The sequence below is a fragment of the Rhizobacter sp. LjRoot28 genome (assembly GCF_964253025.1).
Taxonomy (GTDB): Bacteria; Pseudomonadota; Gammaproteobacteria; order Burkholderiales; family Burkholderiaceae_C; genus Rhizobacter.
In genome coordinates this window covers 3,914,019-3,928,836 of record NZ_CAXUQC020000001.1, presented here as the reverse complement: position 1 = coordinate 3,928,836, position 14,818 = coordinate 3,914,019, and the positions used below count along the sequence as shown (strand labels likewise).

Annotated in this window: 13 protein-coding genes; 4 read left to right on the top strand and 9 right to left on the bottom strand. The window is 66.9% G+C overall.

All coding sequences use genetic code 11. The features are described 5' to 3' along the window. Nucleotides 1–257 precede the first annotated feature (257 nt). Nucleotides 258–674, bottom strand: a complete 417-nt coding sequence (locus ACSQ2F_RS17890) for a hypothetical protein (RefSeq protein ID WP_436025275.1) — start codon at nucleotides 672–674, stop codon at nucleotides 258–260. A gap of 244 nt (nucleotides 675–918) precedes the next feature. On the opposite strand from ACSQ2F_RS17890, the gene ACSQ2F_RS17885 reads away from it, so the two are divergent. Further along, nucleotides 919–1,062 carry a hypothetical protein gene (locus ACSQ2F_RS17885; RefSeq protein WP_436025273.1) on the top strand — a complete coding sequence of 48 codons (144 nt, stop codon included), beginning with the start codon at nucleotides 919–921 and terminating at the stop codon, nucleotides 1,060–1,062. 106 nt (nucleotides 1,063–1,168) lie between these two features. Here ACSQ2F_RS17885 and ACSQ2F_RS17880 read toward each other — a convergent pair whose 3' ends face one another. Continuing rightward, nucleotides 1,169–2,089 carry a LysR family transcriptional regulator gene (locus ACSQ2F_RS17880; RefSeq protein WP_436025271.1) on the bottom strand — a complete coding sequence of 307 codons (921 nt, stop codon included), beginning with the start codon at nucleotides 2,087–2,089 and terminating at the stop codon, nucleotides 1,169–1,171. 148 nt (nucleotides 2,090–2,237) lie between these two features. On the opposite strand from ACSQ2F_RS17880, the gene ACSQ2F_RS17875 reads away from it, so the two are divergent. The 3 genes from ACSQ2F_RS17875 (at nucleotide 2,238) to ACSQ2F_RS17865 (ending at nucleotide 5,127) form a co-directional block, all read left to right on the top strand. Continuing rightward, nucleotides 2,238–3,332, top strand: a complete 1,095-nt coding sequence (locus tag ACSQ2F_RS17875; protein ID WP_436025269.1) for an alpha/beta hydrolase — start codon at nucleotides 2,238–2,240, stop codon at nucleotides 3,330–3,332. After that, nucleotides 3,329–4,516, top strand: coding sequence for an MFS transporter (locus ACSQ2F_RS17870; RefSeq protein WP_436025267.1), 1,188 nt, complete (start codon nucleotides 3,329–3,331; stop codon nucleotides 4,514–4,516). Before ACSQ2F_RS17875 ends, ACSQ2F_RS17870 begins: the two co-directional genes overlap by 4 nt. 269 nt (nucleotides 4,517–4,785) lie before the next feature. Continuing rightward, complete coding sequence (locus ACSQ2F_RS17865) at nucleotides 4,786–5,127, top strand: cyclophilin-like fold protein (RefSeq protein ID WP_436025265.1); 342 nt, start codon at nucleotides 4,786–4,788, stop codon at nucleotides 5,125–5,127. Between the two features lie 464 nt (nucleotides 5,128–5,591). Here the strand turns inward: ACSQ2F_RS17865 and ACSQ2F_RS17860 are convergent, their stop codons facing one another. The 7 genes from ACSQ2F_RS17860 to ACSQ2F_RS17830 all read right to left on the bottom strand — a co-directional run bounded on the left by ACSQ2F_RS17860 (nucleotide 5,592) and on the right by ACSQ2F_RS17830 (nucleotide 14,811). Beyond that, the gene (locus ACSQ2F_RS17860; protein ID WP_436025263.1) at nucleotides 5,592–7,778 is read right to left on the bottom strand and encodes a M66 family metalloprotease; all 2,187 of its coding nucleotides are present in this window, start codon (nucleotides 7,776–7,778) and stop codon (nucleotides 5,592–5,594) included. Between the two features lie 387 nt (nucleotides 7,779–8,165). Beyond that, nucleotides 8,166–9,248 (bottom strand): ABC transporter ATP-binding protein, encoded by a 1,083-nt coding sequence (locus ACSQ2F_RS17855; RefSeq protein WP_436025261.1) that lies wholly within the window; start codon nucleotides 9,246–9,248, stop codon nucleotides 8,166–8,168. 5 nt (nucleotides 9,249–9,253) lie between these two features. Beyond that, nucleotides 9,254–10,150 (bottom strand): carbohydrate ABC transporter permease, encoded by an 897-nt coding sequence (locus tag ACSQ2F_RS17850; RefSeq protein ID WP_436026867.1) that lies wholly within the window; start codon nucleotides 10,148–10,150, stop codon nucleotides 9,254–9,256. Nucleotides 10,151–10,185: 35 nt separating this feature from the next. Next, complete coding sequence (locus ACSQ2F_RS17845; protein WP_436026865.1) at nucleotides 10,186–11,046, bottom strand: carbohydrate ABC transporter permease; 861 nt, start codon at nucleotides 11,044–11,046, stop codon at nucleotides 10,186–10,188. A gap of 41 nt (nucleotides 11,047–11,087) precedes the next feature. Beyond that, entirely contained in the window at nucleotides 11,088–12,320 is a 1,233-nt protein-coding gene (locus ACSQ2F_RS17840) for an ABC transporter substrate-binding protein (RefSeq protein ID WP_436025259.1), read from the bottom strand. Nucleotides 12,321–12,380: 60 nt separating this feature from the next. Then, nucleotides 12,381–13,697, bottom strand: a complete 1,317-nt coding sequence (locus tag ACSQ2F_RS17835) for a GH1 family beta-glucosidase (protein ID WP_436026863.1) — start codon at nucleotides 13,695–13,697, stop codon at nucleotides 12,381–12,383. A gap of 439 nt (nucleotides 13,698–14,136) precedes the next feature. Further along, complete coding sequence (locus ACSQ2F_RS17830) at nucleotides 14,137–14,811, bottom strand: 3'-5' exonuclease (RefSeq protein ID WP_436026861.1); 675 nt, start codon at nucleotides 14,809–14,811, stop codon at nucleotides 14,137–14,139. Nucleotides 14,812–14,818 lie beyond the last annotated feature (7 nt).

Sequence of the window (14,818 nt, the reverse complement as noted above, 5' to 3'; positions counted from 1 at the left end):
GATGAACTTTGAGGCGGAAGCCCTCGCCGCACATTGCATGGGGTACGGGCTTCTTGATCAATCGTTCAGGCCGTTCGTCTCGGGCGTCAAGGCTACGCTCCACCCGCACGTCGAGCCGATTGCAAGACGCGAAGGGCCGTCATCCTCTTGAGTGCGCCGCATCCGCGAGTGACGCTTGCTCGGTGCGTGACCCCAGGCCATGATGGGCCGAGGGCGTTGTCGCGTCGTACCCTCAGACCGGCGGCAGTTCGACCGGCTCAGCGCACGGCCAGCGACGAACCGGCGCCCGGACCGGACCCTCCACCGTGGCGCCGCGCCAGCGCGATGAGCAGGTGCATCCCGGCGCCCAGCAGCAGGAGCAGCACGCTGCCCATGCCCCACACCACCCAGGCCGCCACCGCCAGCCCGTCGGCCAAAGCCGGGGCTGCCTGCAACAGGCGGTCGATCAGCGGGCCCAGGCCGGTGACGAAGTCGCTGATCCACTGCAGGGCTTGAGGCGGCACCCAGGGTGACAGCCAAGCCGGCAGCGTGATGACGCCGGTCGCCGAAGCCGCTCCGGACAGCGCGCCAGCGGAGGCGATCGTCCATGCGGCGACGGCATGAACGGCCCAGGCCGACAGGGACCAGAGCGCGATGAGCGATGCGACGACGAACCAGCTGAGGGCATAGAACATGGTTGGGCTTTCTCGAGTGTTTGAACGCTCTGCAGTGTGAAGACGGCTTGGCCTCGGATCAACCAGACGGATGCGCACGGCTAGTTCGCTTTTGCCGCACCGGATCGCAGGGGTTGCAGCGTTGAGCCGCGAAGCCTGAAGTCTGCATTCGCGGACCGGCCATGCGCTGGGTGCGCTTCATGCTGCGGCGCATTGGCCTTCTCATGCCGCACGCCGAGGTCAGCATGTCCGACGTGATCCCGCGTTGCGGCTCCGTGTCCTGCGACGGTGTATCCAGCTGGCCGAAGGCGACGCCCGGGTCGACGATGGGGAGTGGATCGTGCTTGCTGCCGCGGTCGAGCACTGGGGCTTGCAGCACGAGATGCTGCGGGCGTCCGCCCCGAGCTGAGCGGGCGACGCGGGCGACCGCTGCGAGATGCCGGCGCTCAGCGAGGCGGTCGCTCCGTCGGGGGTGCTCGACGCGATGAAGACGCCGGACCTTCAGCCGATGCGCCCTAGCGCCGCTTTCTCCCCGTACCGGCTTCCTTCTTCAACCGCAGCGCATCGACCACCAGCGAGAACGCTGGTGAGGGCTGCCGACGGCTGGGGTAGTAGAGGTGGTAGCCCTCGAACGGCGGGCACCAGTCCTCGAGCACGCGGACCAGGCGGCCCTCGATGAGGTGGGGGGAGAACTCCTCCTCCGGAAGGTAGGCGATGCCGAGCCCGGCCAGTGCCGCCTGAACGATGTGCGGCGTGCTGTTGAGGGTCACCTGTCCTTCGACCCGGACGTTCAACTGCTTGCCCCGCCGTTCGAACTCCCAGACGTACAGGCCGCCGTGCGTGGGGAAGCGCATGTTGATGCAAACGTGCGCGGTGAGGTCTGCGGGCGACTTGGGCTTCGGGCGCCTGGCGAAATAGTCAGACGTGGCGACGGCGGCCATGCGCAAGGGCCCGCCGATGGGCACGGCGATCATGTCCTTGTCGATGGTGTCACCCAGGCGCACCCCGGCATCGAACCGATCGGCGACGATGTCCCTGAAGCCGTAGTTCACGTCGAACTCCACCTGGATGTCCGGGAACGACTGCAGCAGGGGCGTGATCTTGGGAAGCAGCGTGCTGCGCAGCACGTGGTCGCCGCAGGTGATGCGCACCGTCCCGGCGGGCTTGTCGCGCAGCTCCGACAACACGCCGAGCTCCGCCTCGATCTCGTCGAAGCGATGGCCGATGGCTTTCAGCAGCCGCTCGCCCGCGATGGTGGGAGAGACGCTGCGCGTGGTGCGCGTCAACAGCCGGATCTCGAGGCGGGCTTCCAGGCCGCTGATCGCCTGGCTCAAGGCCGATTGCGTGACGCCCAGCAGTGCTGCGGCGCGCGTGAAGCTCCCTTCGCGTGCAACCGTCACGAAGGACAGCAGGTCATTGAGGTTTCGTCTCACCATGATCGGGAGTCTCTCACGCGGCGGGATTAGCTCAGCTAATAAACCCAATAAGCATTGAGTAGCTAGTCAGGTAAGTGCACGCCCGGGAAAATTCCGCCCATGCCGACGAAAGGTCGGTGCCGACGAACCCGTGCAGAAGGAATCCACCGTGGACACGAACAATGAATCTCGCAACGCAACGCCCTCGGCCAGCCGTCGCAACTTGCTCACGGTGGCGGGCGTGAGCCTCGCGTCCTTGAGCGTGGGTTCCGCCGCTGCGGCCCCGGCCGGCCCCGATAGCGAGGTGCGGCTGGGCAGCACCTGGGACAAGACCTTCCCGCGCAGTGCCAAGGTCGAGCACCGCAAGGTCACGTTCAGGAACCGCTACGGCATCGTCCTGGCCGCGGACGTCTACCAGCCGCGCAACGCGAAGGGCAGGCTGCCTGCGATCGCCATCGGCGGCCCGTTCGGCGCGGTGAAGGAGCAGTCGTCGGGGCTCCATGCCCAGACGCTGGCCGAGAGAGGCTTCGTCACGGTCGCGTTCGACGGCTCCCATACCGGCGAAAGTTCGGGCATTCCCCGCAACGTCGCCTCGCCTGACATCAACACCGAGGACTTCAGCGCAGCGGTCGACTTTCTCGGCCTGCAGCCGAACGTCGATCGCGAGCGCATCGGCATGCTCGGCATCTGCGGATGGGGCGGCATGGCCTTGAGCGCGGTGGCCGTCGACAAGCGGGTGAAGGCGGTGGCCGTGAGCACCATGTACGACATGACGCGGGTGATGTCGAAAGGCTATAACGACAGCATGACGTCCGAGCAGCGGGCCCGGGTACTCGAGCAGCTCAGCCGGCAGCGCTGGACGGACGCCCGTAGGGGAGCGCCCGACTACCAGCCCGCCTACAACAAGGAGCGTGCGGGAGCGCAGTTCCTCATCGACTATCACGACTACTACATGACGCCGCGCGGGTATCACGCGCGGGCGGTGAACTCGGGCAACGCCTGGACGCGGACGACGCCGCTGTCGTTCATGAACATGCCGATCCTCACGTACATCAAGGAGATCGCCCCGCGACCCATTCTCTTCATCCATGGAGAGAAGGCCCACTCACGCTATTTCAGCGAGACGGCCTACGCCGCCGCGGCGGAGCCCAAGGAGCTGGTCATCGTCTCGGGGGCAAGCCACACCGACCTGTACGACCGGGTCGACATCATTCCGTTTGACAAGCTGGCGTCGTTCTTCACGCAACATCTGGCGTCTGCATGACACAGCGGACGGAGCCCGCCGATGGGCCGGCGCACTGGGGCGGCGTGTTCGCCATGTCGCTGTGCGTCTTCGCGCTCGTGGCATCCGAGTTCATGCCCATCAGCCTGTTGACGCCCATGGCCCGCGACCTGCTGGTCAGTGAAGGGATGGCCGGACGAGGCATCGCCATCTCGGGCGTGTTCGCCGTGCTGGCGAGCTTGTCGATCGCCAAGCTGGCCGGCACCATGGACCGCAAGATCGTGCTGCTGGTGCTCACCGTCCTGATGGGCGTGTCCGGGGCCGTGGTGGCGTTGGCCCCCAACTATGTTGTGTACATGGCAGGGCGTGCGCTCATCGGTGTGGTGATCGGCGGCTTCTGGTCGATGTCGGCGGCCATGGCCATGCGCCTCGTTCCGCCTCGCCAGGTGCCCAGGGCCCTGGCGATCTTCAATGGGGGCAACGCGCTCGCGACGGTGATCGCGGCGCCGCTCGGCAGCTACCTGGGCGCCGTCGTCGGATGGCGGGGCGCGTTCCTCGCCCTGGTGCCGGCGTCCATGCTCGCCTTGGCCTGGCTGTGGTTGGCATTGCCTGCGCTCCCGGCCGGCCCGCGTTCGGCTGCTGCAGGCAACGGGTTCAAGCTGCTCAAGCGCCGTGCCGTGCTCTATGGCCTCGCGGGCTGCGGCGCCTTCTTCATGGGGCAGTTCACCTTGTTCACCTATGTGCGGCCATTCCTCGAATCCGTGACGCAGGTCGACGTGCCCACGCTGTCGCTGCTGCTCCTGCTGGTCGGCGTCATGGGTGTCCTGGGCACCGCCATGATTGGCGCGCTGCTCAGGTCCAGCCTGCACGGCACGCTCATGGTCGCTCCCACGCTCATGGCCGGGGTGGCCCTGGCCTTGATCCCGCTCGGCGCGGAGGTCGTTCCCGTCGGGCTGCTGCTCGGTGTGTGGGGATTGATGGCGACGGCGACCCCGGTGGGATGGTGGAGCTGGGTCGCGCAAACCATGCCGGACGATGCCGAGGTGGGGGGCGGCTTGATGGTGGCCGTTGTCCAGCTCGCCATTGCCCTTGGCTCCACTCTGGGCGGCGTGCTGTTCGACGCCCGAGGCCTGGGGAGCACGTTCGCTGCGAGTGCCATTGTCCTCGTGATCGGCGCATGGCTCACCTTCAAGGCGTCGCGCCCACAATGGCGTCGAGCGGCATGATGCTGCTTCCGATGAAAGGAACCCCGATGGCTCAGTCGAACGCGGGTGCCGACCCAGGCCGCCTTGGCGCGCAGAGCGCCGTGCGACGTCGCGGACCTTGGCGCGGCGCATCGCTGCGATCGCGCATGCTGCCGCTGCTTTTCGCCGCAGCGGGGGGCGTTCATGCCGCTCAGCCAGCGCGCGAGGCATCGTCCCCGGCGCCCACGAGCAGTTCACCAACCACCGGTTCACCGACCATGACAAGGACACCCGATGAATCACGCAGGTGGATGACCGTCGGCGAGCGTCGGTTCGCCTTCACCCTGGCCGACACCGACACCGGTGCCGCTCGCGCCCTCGACGCCATGCTGCCGCTCACCCTCGACATGGAGGAGCTCAACGGCAACGAGAAGAAGAAGGACTTGCCGAACGCGCTGCCGACCCAGGCGGTGCGGCCGGGCACGATCCGCAGCGGCGACATCCTGCTGTGGGGCGGGCGCACCGTCGTCGTCTTCTACATCACCTTCGAATCGCCGTACGCGTACACGCCTCTGGGGCACGTGGACGATCCGGCGGGCCTGGCGCAGGCGCTTGGCAGGGGTGACGTGCGAGTCGTGTTTTCCAGGAGGTAGCTCGGCCTGCGTCGGGGCCACACCGATTGACCCTCGCACCCGCACGTTGCAGGCCGGCAGCGGGGCGCCAGCCGCTGGCTGCGGCACTGGGCAGCCCTTCTGCGGTTTCCGGTCGTCGAGCCGGGCGCATCCTCTGGATGGGCAGACATTGGCGACGGCCGCTGCAGCCGCTCGACCGCATGCTACGGGCCTATCGTGCCCTGCGCGGCCGGTTCACGGGCCCGCCGAGTGTGGAAATCAGGGCGCTCCGCTCTGGCTTGTCCATCGGTGTTCAAGACCGCCGGGTTCGCCCGCTCTTCTGGCCGCCCGCGGGCGCCCTGTAGCGCAACCCGGAGTGACCACGGAAGCAGGGTTGCAGCGCGCCCGCAGGCCGATCATCGGAGGCCGATTCGTCGATGAAGCAGTGAAGCGCTTCATCGACGGGCCTCCGATTCTTGGGCCGCCCTAGGCGGCCCGGCCTGTACTCATCGGGCGCGCGTCACGCGCACCGTGTTCAGGCCGTCCGACAGGCTGAACTCGAACCGCCCGCCCGCGGGCAGGCCGCCCACCGGCACCGAGACGCTGCCGCCCTGCAGGTCTTGCGCGAGCGTGGCGCGACCGGTGCCCACATGCGTGACGCTGAGGTACGGATAGCGGGCGTGGTCCCAGGTCACGCGCAGGCTGCCGTTCTGCTCCAGCGCCTCCACGCTCGGGGTGGGCAGAGCGCTGACGCCGGTCGCGCCTTGGGAGGACGGCTTGGCGAGCGCACGGCTGGTGGCGTTCGATTGCGCCGGCATGATCTCCTGCCCGTCACGCAGGATAGTGACGCTGTAGATGGCGCCCGGGTGCGGCAGGGTGAAGGCGAAGTGCGACGCATCGGACTCGTGATCGAGCTCCTGCGTCGCGAACGGGTAGTCCACCACGCCGCTCGCCGAGGTGATGCGCAGGACGTAGGGTCCGGGCTGCGGCAGTTCGGCCTCGCCCACCAGCGACTTCATCGGCGACAGCTGGGCCCGGCCGGCCTCGATTCGCCCGCTGACCAGCAGCAGCTCCTGCGGGCCGGTCGCGACCGGGCTCACCACGGCCTGGGCAGTCGTGCGGTCCGCCGGCGTGAGGTGGACCTGCATGCGCCGGTAGTTGTAGTCGGAGAAAGTGTCACCACTGCAGTAGCTCATCATGTCGTAGCGGTCCGTGGGGCGGGGATCGACGAAGCCGCCGGTCTCCAGGTTGTACCCCCAGATGAAGCGGCCCGTCGTACCCAGGCGGCCGTTGGGGTAGGGGTAGGACGGGTCGGTGCCGGCCGGCCCGCCGCAGGGCGCGTGCGGCAGGCTGAGGTTGTGCCCCAGTTCGTGCGTGAGCGTCTGCAGCACGCCGAGCGAGTTGTTCGGCAGGTCGAAGCCGAGCGCGGCGTTGCCCGGCATGTAGCCCAGGCCGGCCAGGCCATAGGTGCGCTTGGGCATGAAGCCGTAGTAGTAGGTCTGGCGCGAGGCCTGCTCCATCAGCCGGAGGCTGGCCAGCTCGGACAGCACCTTGTTGAAGGCCGTGCTCCACGCCGACTCGGTGGTCGGCAGGCTGGTGATGGCCGTCGACACGTACGGCGCGCGCACGCGCACCGCGACGCTGGCCGCCGGCACGCGGGCCTGCACATAGCGGTCGACACCGGTAGCGACCTGGCCGGTGGTGCCGCCCAGCTGCACCGGCACGGCGACGAGGGTCAGTGCCGTGCCACCACCGACGCGCGGCGTGATGGTGGTCGGCGCCTGCCCGTTGGCCAGGCTCACCGTCATGCGGATGCCCGCCTGGACGGCGCTCGCCGGCACGAGGGCGGTGTAGGCATTGGTGGCCGTCGGCACCTCGGGCATCGCGCTCGGCAAGGTGCCCGCGGGGGCCGTCAGCTCGATCTGGCGGAGCAGTTGGCCGGTGGCGCTTTCCACACGCAACACGCCCGTGGGCTTGGGCTGTTGCGGCTGCGTCGTCGTGGCATGCACGCGAACCATGACGTTCTTGTTCGACACCAGGACGAGCTCGCGGTCGTCGCTCGGGAAGACGAACGATTGGGCGAGGTCGATGCGCGCGACGCGGGCTGCCGATGCGGGGGCCGGGGCGGGTGCGGGCGTCGGTGCGGGAGCCGGTGCCGGCGTCGGCGCAGGGGCTGGCGCGGGCGCCGGCGTCGGAGCGGGCGCGGGGGTTGGCGCCGGAGCGGGGGCGGGGCCCGGCGCCGGTGCGGGTGGCGGCGGCGGCGGAGGAGGCGTCGGCGCCGGCGGGGGTGAGGTCGTCGTCAAGACGTAGCAGGCCTTCATCGACCACGGCGCGGGGTTGCGACCGAAGAAAGCCGACGTGCACTGGCCGGCGCCGTTCACAGTCCGGACCACCCATCGGCCCGAGGCACCGTAACGGACCGACTGCGGGCCGCTGGTCGTGAAGGATTGGCCCTGATAGGCGATGCGGGTCCAGGTGTCGGCCGCTTCCACCTGGATGGGGTCGTCCACGGGAGCCTGGGCCTTCGGATCGACCACGGCCTGCTCACTGTTGCCGTCACCTCCGCCGCAGGCGGTCAGCGCGACCATGGCGCTCAGGGCGCCCACCAGTCGGAGGCGCTGGATGCGGGAGGTTGGGGTGAGCGGTGGCAACGGTAGCGGAAGCTGCGCGTTCCGGGTCGGGTCGTAGGTCATGTTCGCGGTGGGCCGTGATGGTCGATCGCGAATTAGCTCACGATCCCCTGCCATGCCGCAGCGGATTACCCCTCGTTCTCGCTACCGCCTGTAAGCAGCTTGCCGGGTCCCGCTCAGCTGCATCGAGGATAAGCGAGGTGCCTGGGTTGTGGATGATGCGTCGGCACGCCTTGTTCAAGGTCAAGCGGCTCGCAGGATATCGGCTTCGACTTCAGCGGCGGGCCGATCAACATCGAGAAACGCTCGTTACAAGCGGGGCCTGTTGTGACGCTGTCGGAGCCGTTGGATACGGGCCCTGCCGGAGCGCGTCGCAGGCCGCAAGCCTGCTCGGGCATTGTTCGGACGCAACCGTGGCGAGCAACGCGGCGGCGCCGCGCGCTTTACGGCTCAGAGGCGCTGCTGCGTCTCCGCGTCGAAGAGGGAGGCTCGGCTGGCGTCAATGCGCAGTCCCACGCGCTGGCCCACCATGGGCTCCTCACCGACCGGCATCGTCACGGACACATCCCGCCCTTGCAGCGAAACCCAGACCACGACATGCGAGCCCATCGGTTCGACGAGCGTGACCTGGCCTTGCCCGCTGGCCCCGACGCCAGCGTCGAGCGTGATGTGCTCCGGCCGGATGCCAAGCACCACGTCGCGCCCATTTGCGCGAGGGACGCTGAACCCGCAGCCCTCCATGGGGACCAGCAGCGGAAGTCGTTCAAAGAACGCCGCACCAGAAGCGTCCACCCGCAGCTCCCCTTCGATGAAGTTCATGCTCGGCGAGCCCAGGAACCCGGCCACGAACATGTTGGCCGGACGCGAGTAGACCGCTGATGGCGTGTCGATTTGCTGGATCTTGCCGCCCCGCATCACTGCGACTCGATGAGCCAGTGTCATGGCCTCGACCTGGTCATGGGTGACGTAGATCATCGTCGAGCCGATCTCCTGGTGCAGCTGCTTCAGTTCCCGCCGCAGCTCCGCCCTCAACTTGGCATCGAGGTTCGACAGCGGCTCGTCGAACAGGAACACCTTGGCTTCGCGGACGAGTGCTCGCCCGATCGCCACCCGTTGACGCTGTCCCCCGGAGAGCTGCGACGGCTTGCGGTCCAGAAGCTCGCTGAGGTGCAGCATGGCGGCAGCTCGCCCCACGCGTTGCGCGATCTCTCGCTTGGGCACGCCGTTGATGCGCAAGCCGAACGACATGTTGCGCTCAACGTTCATGGTGGGATAGAGCGCGTAGCTCTGGAACACCATGCCGATGGAGCGGTCCTTCGGGTCTGCCCACGTGACGTCCTGCCCCCCGATGTCGATGCGGCCGCTGTCCGCTTCCAGGAGACCGGCAATGGAGTGCAGCAGCGTGGACTTGCCGCAGCCCGATGGCCCGAGCAGCACGAGGAACTCGCCCTCGCGGACGTCCAGGTCGAGATTCTCAAGGATGGGCACCGAGCCCATCTTGACTTGCAGTGCTTGTACGGAAACTCGGGACATCGGGTTCAACCTTTCACGGCACCGGCCGCAATGCCTCGCACGAACCATCGGCCCGAAACGAGGTAGATGAGCAGCGGCACGAGCGAGGTGAGCACCGTGGCTGCCATGTTGACGTTGTAGAGGCGCTCGCCCGTGGTCGTGTTGATGACGTTGTTGAGTTGCACCGTCATGGGCAGGTTCTCGCTGCCGGCGAAGACCAGACCGAGGATGAAGTCGTTCCAGATGCCGGTCACCTGCATGATGACGGCCACGACGAGGATGGGCAGGGACATCGGCAGCATCAGCTGCAGGAAGATCCGCCAGAACCCCCCGCCATCGATGCGGGCCGCCTTGAAGAGTTCGTTGGGGATCGAGGCGTAGTAGTTGCGAAAGAGCAGCGTCATCACCGGCATGCCGAAGATGGTGTGGATCAGCACGATGCCTGGCAGCGTGCCGAAGAGCGACATGCTGGCAAACGCGCGCACGAGCGGAAACATGATGACCTGGTACGGCACGAACGCACCGATCAGCAGCACGGCGAACAACACGGTCCCGCCACGAGGCTTCCAGAATGACAGCGCATACCCGTTGAGTGCCCCCACGAAGATCGAGAGCACCGTGCTTGGCACGACGATGGCGAGTGAATTGAGGAAGCCGCCGCGGATGCCGTTGCATTGCAACCCGGTGCAGGCGGATGACCAGGCCACCGCCCAGGGCTCCAGAGTGATGCGGATCGGCAGCGAGAAGAGGTTGCCCAGACGGATTTCCTCCATGGGCTTGACCGAAGTGATGAGCATCACGTACAGCGGAAACAGGAAAAAGGCTGCGGCCGAGAGGAGGAATGCATAGATGCCAAGGCGGGCAGGCGTCCACACGGTGCGTCGGGGGCGCGCGGCCGGGCGCGTGACGGCGGATGGGTTCATCGTGCGTTCGTGCAGGCCGGAAGGTGTTGTGGCGCTCATCGGTGGCCTCCTTGGCGGGCGGCGCGCGAGCGGGCGTACATCCACGGCGCCAGCAGGGCGAGGACGGTCAGGAGCAGCACGGTGGAGGCGGCCGAGGCGAGGCCGATGTTCGAACGACCGAACAGGTGGTCCATGATGAATTTGCCGGGCACTTCGCTCGCAAGACCTGGGCCGCCCTGGGTCATGGCGATCACGACGTCGTAGACCTTGATGACGCTCACCGACAGCAACACCACGGCGGTGCCGATCGACGGGCCCAGTTGGGGCAGCACGATGCTCAGGTACACGCGCCACGTGGGGATGCCGTCGATGCGGGCGGCCTTCCACAGGCTGTCGTCGATGCCGCGCAGGCCGGCCAGCAACAGCGCCATGACCAGACCGGAGGCCTGCCACACGGCGGCGAGCGCGATCGCGTAGATCACCTTGTCCTGCGTGGCAATCCAGTCGAAGGTGAAACTCTCGAAGCCCAGGCTGCGCACGGTGGACTGGATGCCCAGCTCGGGGTTGAGCAGCCATTGCCAGATGAGACCGGTGGCGACGAACGACATCGCGTACGGGTAGAGGAAGATGGTGCGCAGCACGCCCTCACCCGCCACCTTCTGATCAATGAAAACCGCCAGCAGGAATCCGAGGACGAGGCAGGCAACGATGAACGCCAGGCCGAAGAGGGCCACGTTCTCCAGGGACAACAGCCATCGGTCCGAGGCGAAAAGCCGCAGGTACTGGCTCATGCCGACGAAGTCGTTCGACGGCAGCGTGCGCGAGCTGCTCACCGACACCCGTACCGACCAAAGCACGGTGCCGACGTAGGCGAAGAGCACGGTGACGACCATCGGCAGCATCGCGGCGTAGACCATGCCGTGACGCCGCCACAGGCCGCCGAGGCAGGCGGCGGAGTTCACCCCTTGACCGCCGCACTGAAAGCCTTAATTGCCTCGTCCGCCGACTGGCTCGTGTTCCAGTACGTCGTGACAACGTCCTGGAGTGCGCCGCCGACGTCGGGCGACACAAGCATCTCGGGGTTGGGCAGCTGGCGTGCCTTGTCCTTCATGATCTGCAAGCCGGCCTGCGCGCAGATGTCCATCGACTTGGCGTCGACATCCGTGCGGATCGGGATGGATCCCTTCCTGCTGTTGAAGGCCACTTGGGTGGTCGGGGAGGTGATCGTCGTGGCCAACAGCTGCTGCGCCTTGATCTGCGCCGCGTCGCTCGTCTTGGGAAAGACGAACACATCGCCGGCGACGATGTACGGTGACTTCGGACCGAACCCGGGGAAGCAGCCGAACTCCTTGCCGGCAGTCTGCTTGGCCGCCTGGAACTCGCCCTTGGCCCAGTCGCCCATGATCTGCAGGCCGGCCTTGCCGTTGATGACCAGGGAGGTGGCATCGTTCCAGTTGCGGTTCGGCGAGCCTGGGTCAACGTAGTTCTTCAGCCGCTTGAATGACGACACCACGTTCTTGAATGCCGGCGACGAGAGTGCCTTGGCGTCCCCCTGGTACACCTTGAGGAAAAGGTCCGCACCGCCGACGTGGGCGAGTAGCGCATCGAAGACGAGCTTTTCCTGCCAGGGCTGGCCGCCGAACGCGACGGGCGTGATCCCGGCGGCCTTGAGCTTGTCGAGGGCAGCGAAGAACTCGTCGATGTTCTGCGGCTCGCCCTTGATGCCCGCCTTGGCAAACGCCGCCTTGGAATAGAAGAACCAGCCCGACATGTGGATGTTCACGGGAACGGCATAAAAGTGGCCGTCAACCTTGATCGAGTTGAGGATCGGCGTGGGCAGGATCCGGTCCCAGTCGTTCTTCTTCGCCACCTCATCGACGTTGTTCAGCAGGCCGCCCTTGACGACGTCGATGAACTGCTGTGACGTGTTGAACTGGGCCGCGGTGGACGGGTTGCCGCCCACCATTCGATTGATTGCGGTGGCCCGCGCCGGTTCGCCGCCGGCGATGGCGTTGTCGACCCAGGTTCCGCCGGCGGCCTTGTACGCCGAGGCCAGCTCCTGCAGTGCGGCCGACTCACCGCCCGAGGTCCACCAGTGGATGACCTCTGCCCGATTGGGCTGGGCCTGCGCCGCGCCGATCGAGAGGGCAACGAGGCAGACGCCGGCCGCGAGCGAAGTGAAACGGTTCATGTCGGAAACTCCTGCAATGTGAGGCCTGGCCCCGGGGTGTGTATTTGCAATGACGCAGTCTCAGGCGCCGCGTCTGCGCCTTTCGAGGAACGCCTTCATCGCGAGTGCGCTGTCCTTTGGCGTGCGCCGCTGGGTCGCGTAGTCGACGTGCACGACGCCGAAGCGTTTTTCGTAGCCGTACGACCATTCGAAGTTGTCGAGCAGAGACCAGGCGAAATAGCCCTTGACCTGCACGCCGGACCGCATGGCTTGGTCCACCGCGGCGATGTGGCTGTTGAGGTAGCGAAGCCGCTGCTCGTCCCCCACCCGACCATCGACCACCTTGTCATCGCTGGCCATGCCGTTCTCTGTGATGTAGATGGGTGGCAGACCTGGATAGCGGTGCTTGAATTCAGTCAGGAGGTCGCGCAGTCCGGCCGGGTAGACGACCCAGCCCATTTGGGTGTGTTCCACGCCGTCCATCGGGACTTCGACATACCCGGCCGCCGCGTCCGCCTGAACCTGTGCGCGAAAGTAGTAGTTGATGCCGAGATAGTCCATGCGCGTAGCGATGGCCGCCATGTCGCCTGCCCGAACGGGGGCGGCGACGCCAGGCCAGAGCTCCTTGAGCTCGGCCGGATACGTGCCGAGCAGCAAGGGGTCCAGCACCCAGGTGTTCGCATGCGCATAGGCCAGCGTGGCGGCGTGGGCGTCCGCGGCCGAGTTGCTTTTCGGTACCACCGCATTGACATTGCTGACGAGGCCGATCGGGGCCTTGTCGTTGGCACGGATCGCGGCGGAGGCCACGCCATGGCCGAGCAGCAGGTGGTGCATCGCGTCGACGGCGTACTGCACGCACTTCATGCCCGGCGCGTGTCGGCCCGTCGCATGTCCCAGGTAGGCGGAACAGTAGGGCTCGTTCAGCGTGGTCCAGGCGTTCACACCGCCGGTCAGCTCGCGGCTCAGCAAGTCGGCGTACTCGGCGAAGCGAAAGGACGTGTCGCGGCTGAGCCATCCGCCACGGTCCTGCAGATGCTGTGGCAGGTCCCAGTGGTAGAGCGTGAGGAAGCGTTGGAGACCGCGGCGCTCCAACTGCTCGATGAGACGCTTGTAAAAGTCGAGGCCCCGGTGGTTCGGCGTGCCGTCGACATTCATCACGCGGGTCCACGACACCGAAAACCGATAGGCGTCGAAACCGAGGTCGACGAGCAGCTGCAGATCGGTTTCCCAGCGGTTGTAGTGATCGCACGCCACTTCGCCGCTGTCGCCGTTGTGCACAGTGCCGGGCACCAGGCAGAAGGCATCCCAGATGGAAGGGTGGCGGCCGTCTGCATGGACGGCGCCCTCGATCTGGTACGCCGCCGTCGCGGCGCCGAAGAGAAAGTCGCGGGACCACATTGCCGAAGCGGAGGGTGGGGCGATCGTGAGGAGGTCGGGGTTGAACAACAGGTCACCTTGAAAAGAAGCGAAACCGGTTGTTGATATGTATGAAACCGGTTCCAAAAGCATATTGAACCAGTGCTGCGGATGTCGTGTGTTCAGGGAAATCCCTTGGCTGTGAGTGTTTGCACGGGGCGGCGTTGAGCCCTGTCCAACGCCGGGGCCGCTGCGGACGTAGGATGGACAGGGCCTCGATCGATGTCTATGGCGCCTCGTGTCGTGGTCTCGGTCATGCGTTGCCGATGAGGCCTTCCTCGCGCGCCAGCCAAGGCCCCCGAGGTGACGCATGGCTTGCCGACGCTCCTGTCGCCTACCGAGATGACGGCGTATGCGGTCGCTCGAGAAGCAGGGCGCGAGCGCCGAGGCGGGACCCGAGCCTCTTCCGAGGCTGCGCACGTTAGCGCGCTGAGCGGCGCGGGTGCTCGCCGGCCGAACGCTGCCGATCAACGGGCAAGCCCCGCAGCTTCACGAACGCCAAACCCGCCATCACTGCGTCGTTCAACGCGTTGTGCGCATCTCGCGGCGGGATGTCCAGATCGGCCATGATGGTGGCGAAGCGCAGGTCGATCGTCTGGCCCCGGGCACTCGCCTGCAGTCGGCGAAACTTGTGGTCGTAGTACATGCCGGAGACCTCGATCTTGCGCTGCGGCAGTCGCACGCCGAGCAGCGGCCAGATCTCCCGGTTCAGCATCGCGACGTCGAACTCGAGGTAGTAGCCGACCAGCGGCCGGCTGCCGATGAAGTGGAGGAGCCGGTGCATCGCCTCGCGTGGCTCGATGCCCTGCGCCACGTCGCGTTCGCGCAGCAGGTGCACCCGCATGCTGTCGACCTTGAGTGCCCGTTCGGGCCGCACCAGCAGTTCAAGTCGCTCGCTCGTCAACAGGCGGTTGCCGACGATGCGCACGGCGCCGATGGAGATGATCTTGTCGTGCCGCACATCGAGGCCGGTGGTCTCGCAGTCGATCGCCACCCACTCGTCCGCGGGTGGGTCGTCGAACAGGAAGGCGAAGCGCTCGTCGGCCAGGTGGTACAGCATCCAGCGGCGGCGCAGGGCGCCGAGCCAGCGCTTCATCGCCTGC

Coding starts and splice junctions, on each gene's coding strand:
- ACSQ2F_RS17890 (WP_436025275.1), bottom strand. CDS start 674: ATGTTCTATGCCCTCAGCTGGTTCGTCGTCGCATCGCTCATCGCGCTC.
- ACSQ2F_RS17880 (WP_436025271.1), bottom strand. CDS start 2,089: ATGGTGAGACGAAACCTCAATGACCTGCTGTCCTTCGTGACGGTTGCA.
- ACSQ2F_RS17870 (WP_436025267.1), top strand. CDS start 3,329: ATGACACAGCGGACGGAGCCCGCCGATGGGCCGGCGCACTGGGGCGGC.
- ACSQ2F_RS17865 (WP_436025265.1), top strand. CDS start 4,786: ATGACCGTCGGCGAGCGTCGGTTCGCCTTCACCCTGGCCGACACCGAC.
- ACSQ2F_RS17860 (WP_436025263.1), bottom strand. CDS start 7,778: ATGACCTACGACCCGACCCGGAACGCGCAGCTTCCGCTACCGTTGCCA.
- ACSQ2F_RS17855 (WP_436025261.1), bottom strand. CDS start 9,248: ATGTCCCGAGTTTCCGTACAAGCACTGCAAGTCAAGATGGGCTCGGTG.
- ACSQ2F_RS17850 (WP_436026867.1), bottom strand. CDS start 10,150: ATGAACCCATCCGCCGTCACGCGCCCGGCCGCGCGCCCCCGACGCACC.
- ACSQ2F_RS17845 (WP_436026865.1), bottom strand. CDS start 11,046: ATGGTCTACGCCGCGATGCTGCCGATGGTCGTCACCGTGCTCTTCGCC.
- ACSQ2F_RS17840 (WP_436025259.1), bottom strand. CDS start 12,320: ATGAACCGTTTCACTTCGCTCGCGGCCGGCGTCTGCCTCGTTGCCCTC.
- ACSQ2F_RS17835 (WP_436026863.1), bottom strand. CDS start 13,697: ATGTGGTCCCGCGACTTTCTCTTCGGCGCCGCGACGGCGGCGTACCAG.
- ACSQ2F_RS17830 (WP_436026861.1), bottom strand. CDS start 14,811: ATGAAGCGCTGGCTCGGCGCCCTGCGCCGCCGCTGGATGCTGTACCAC.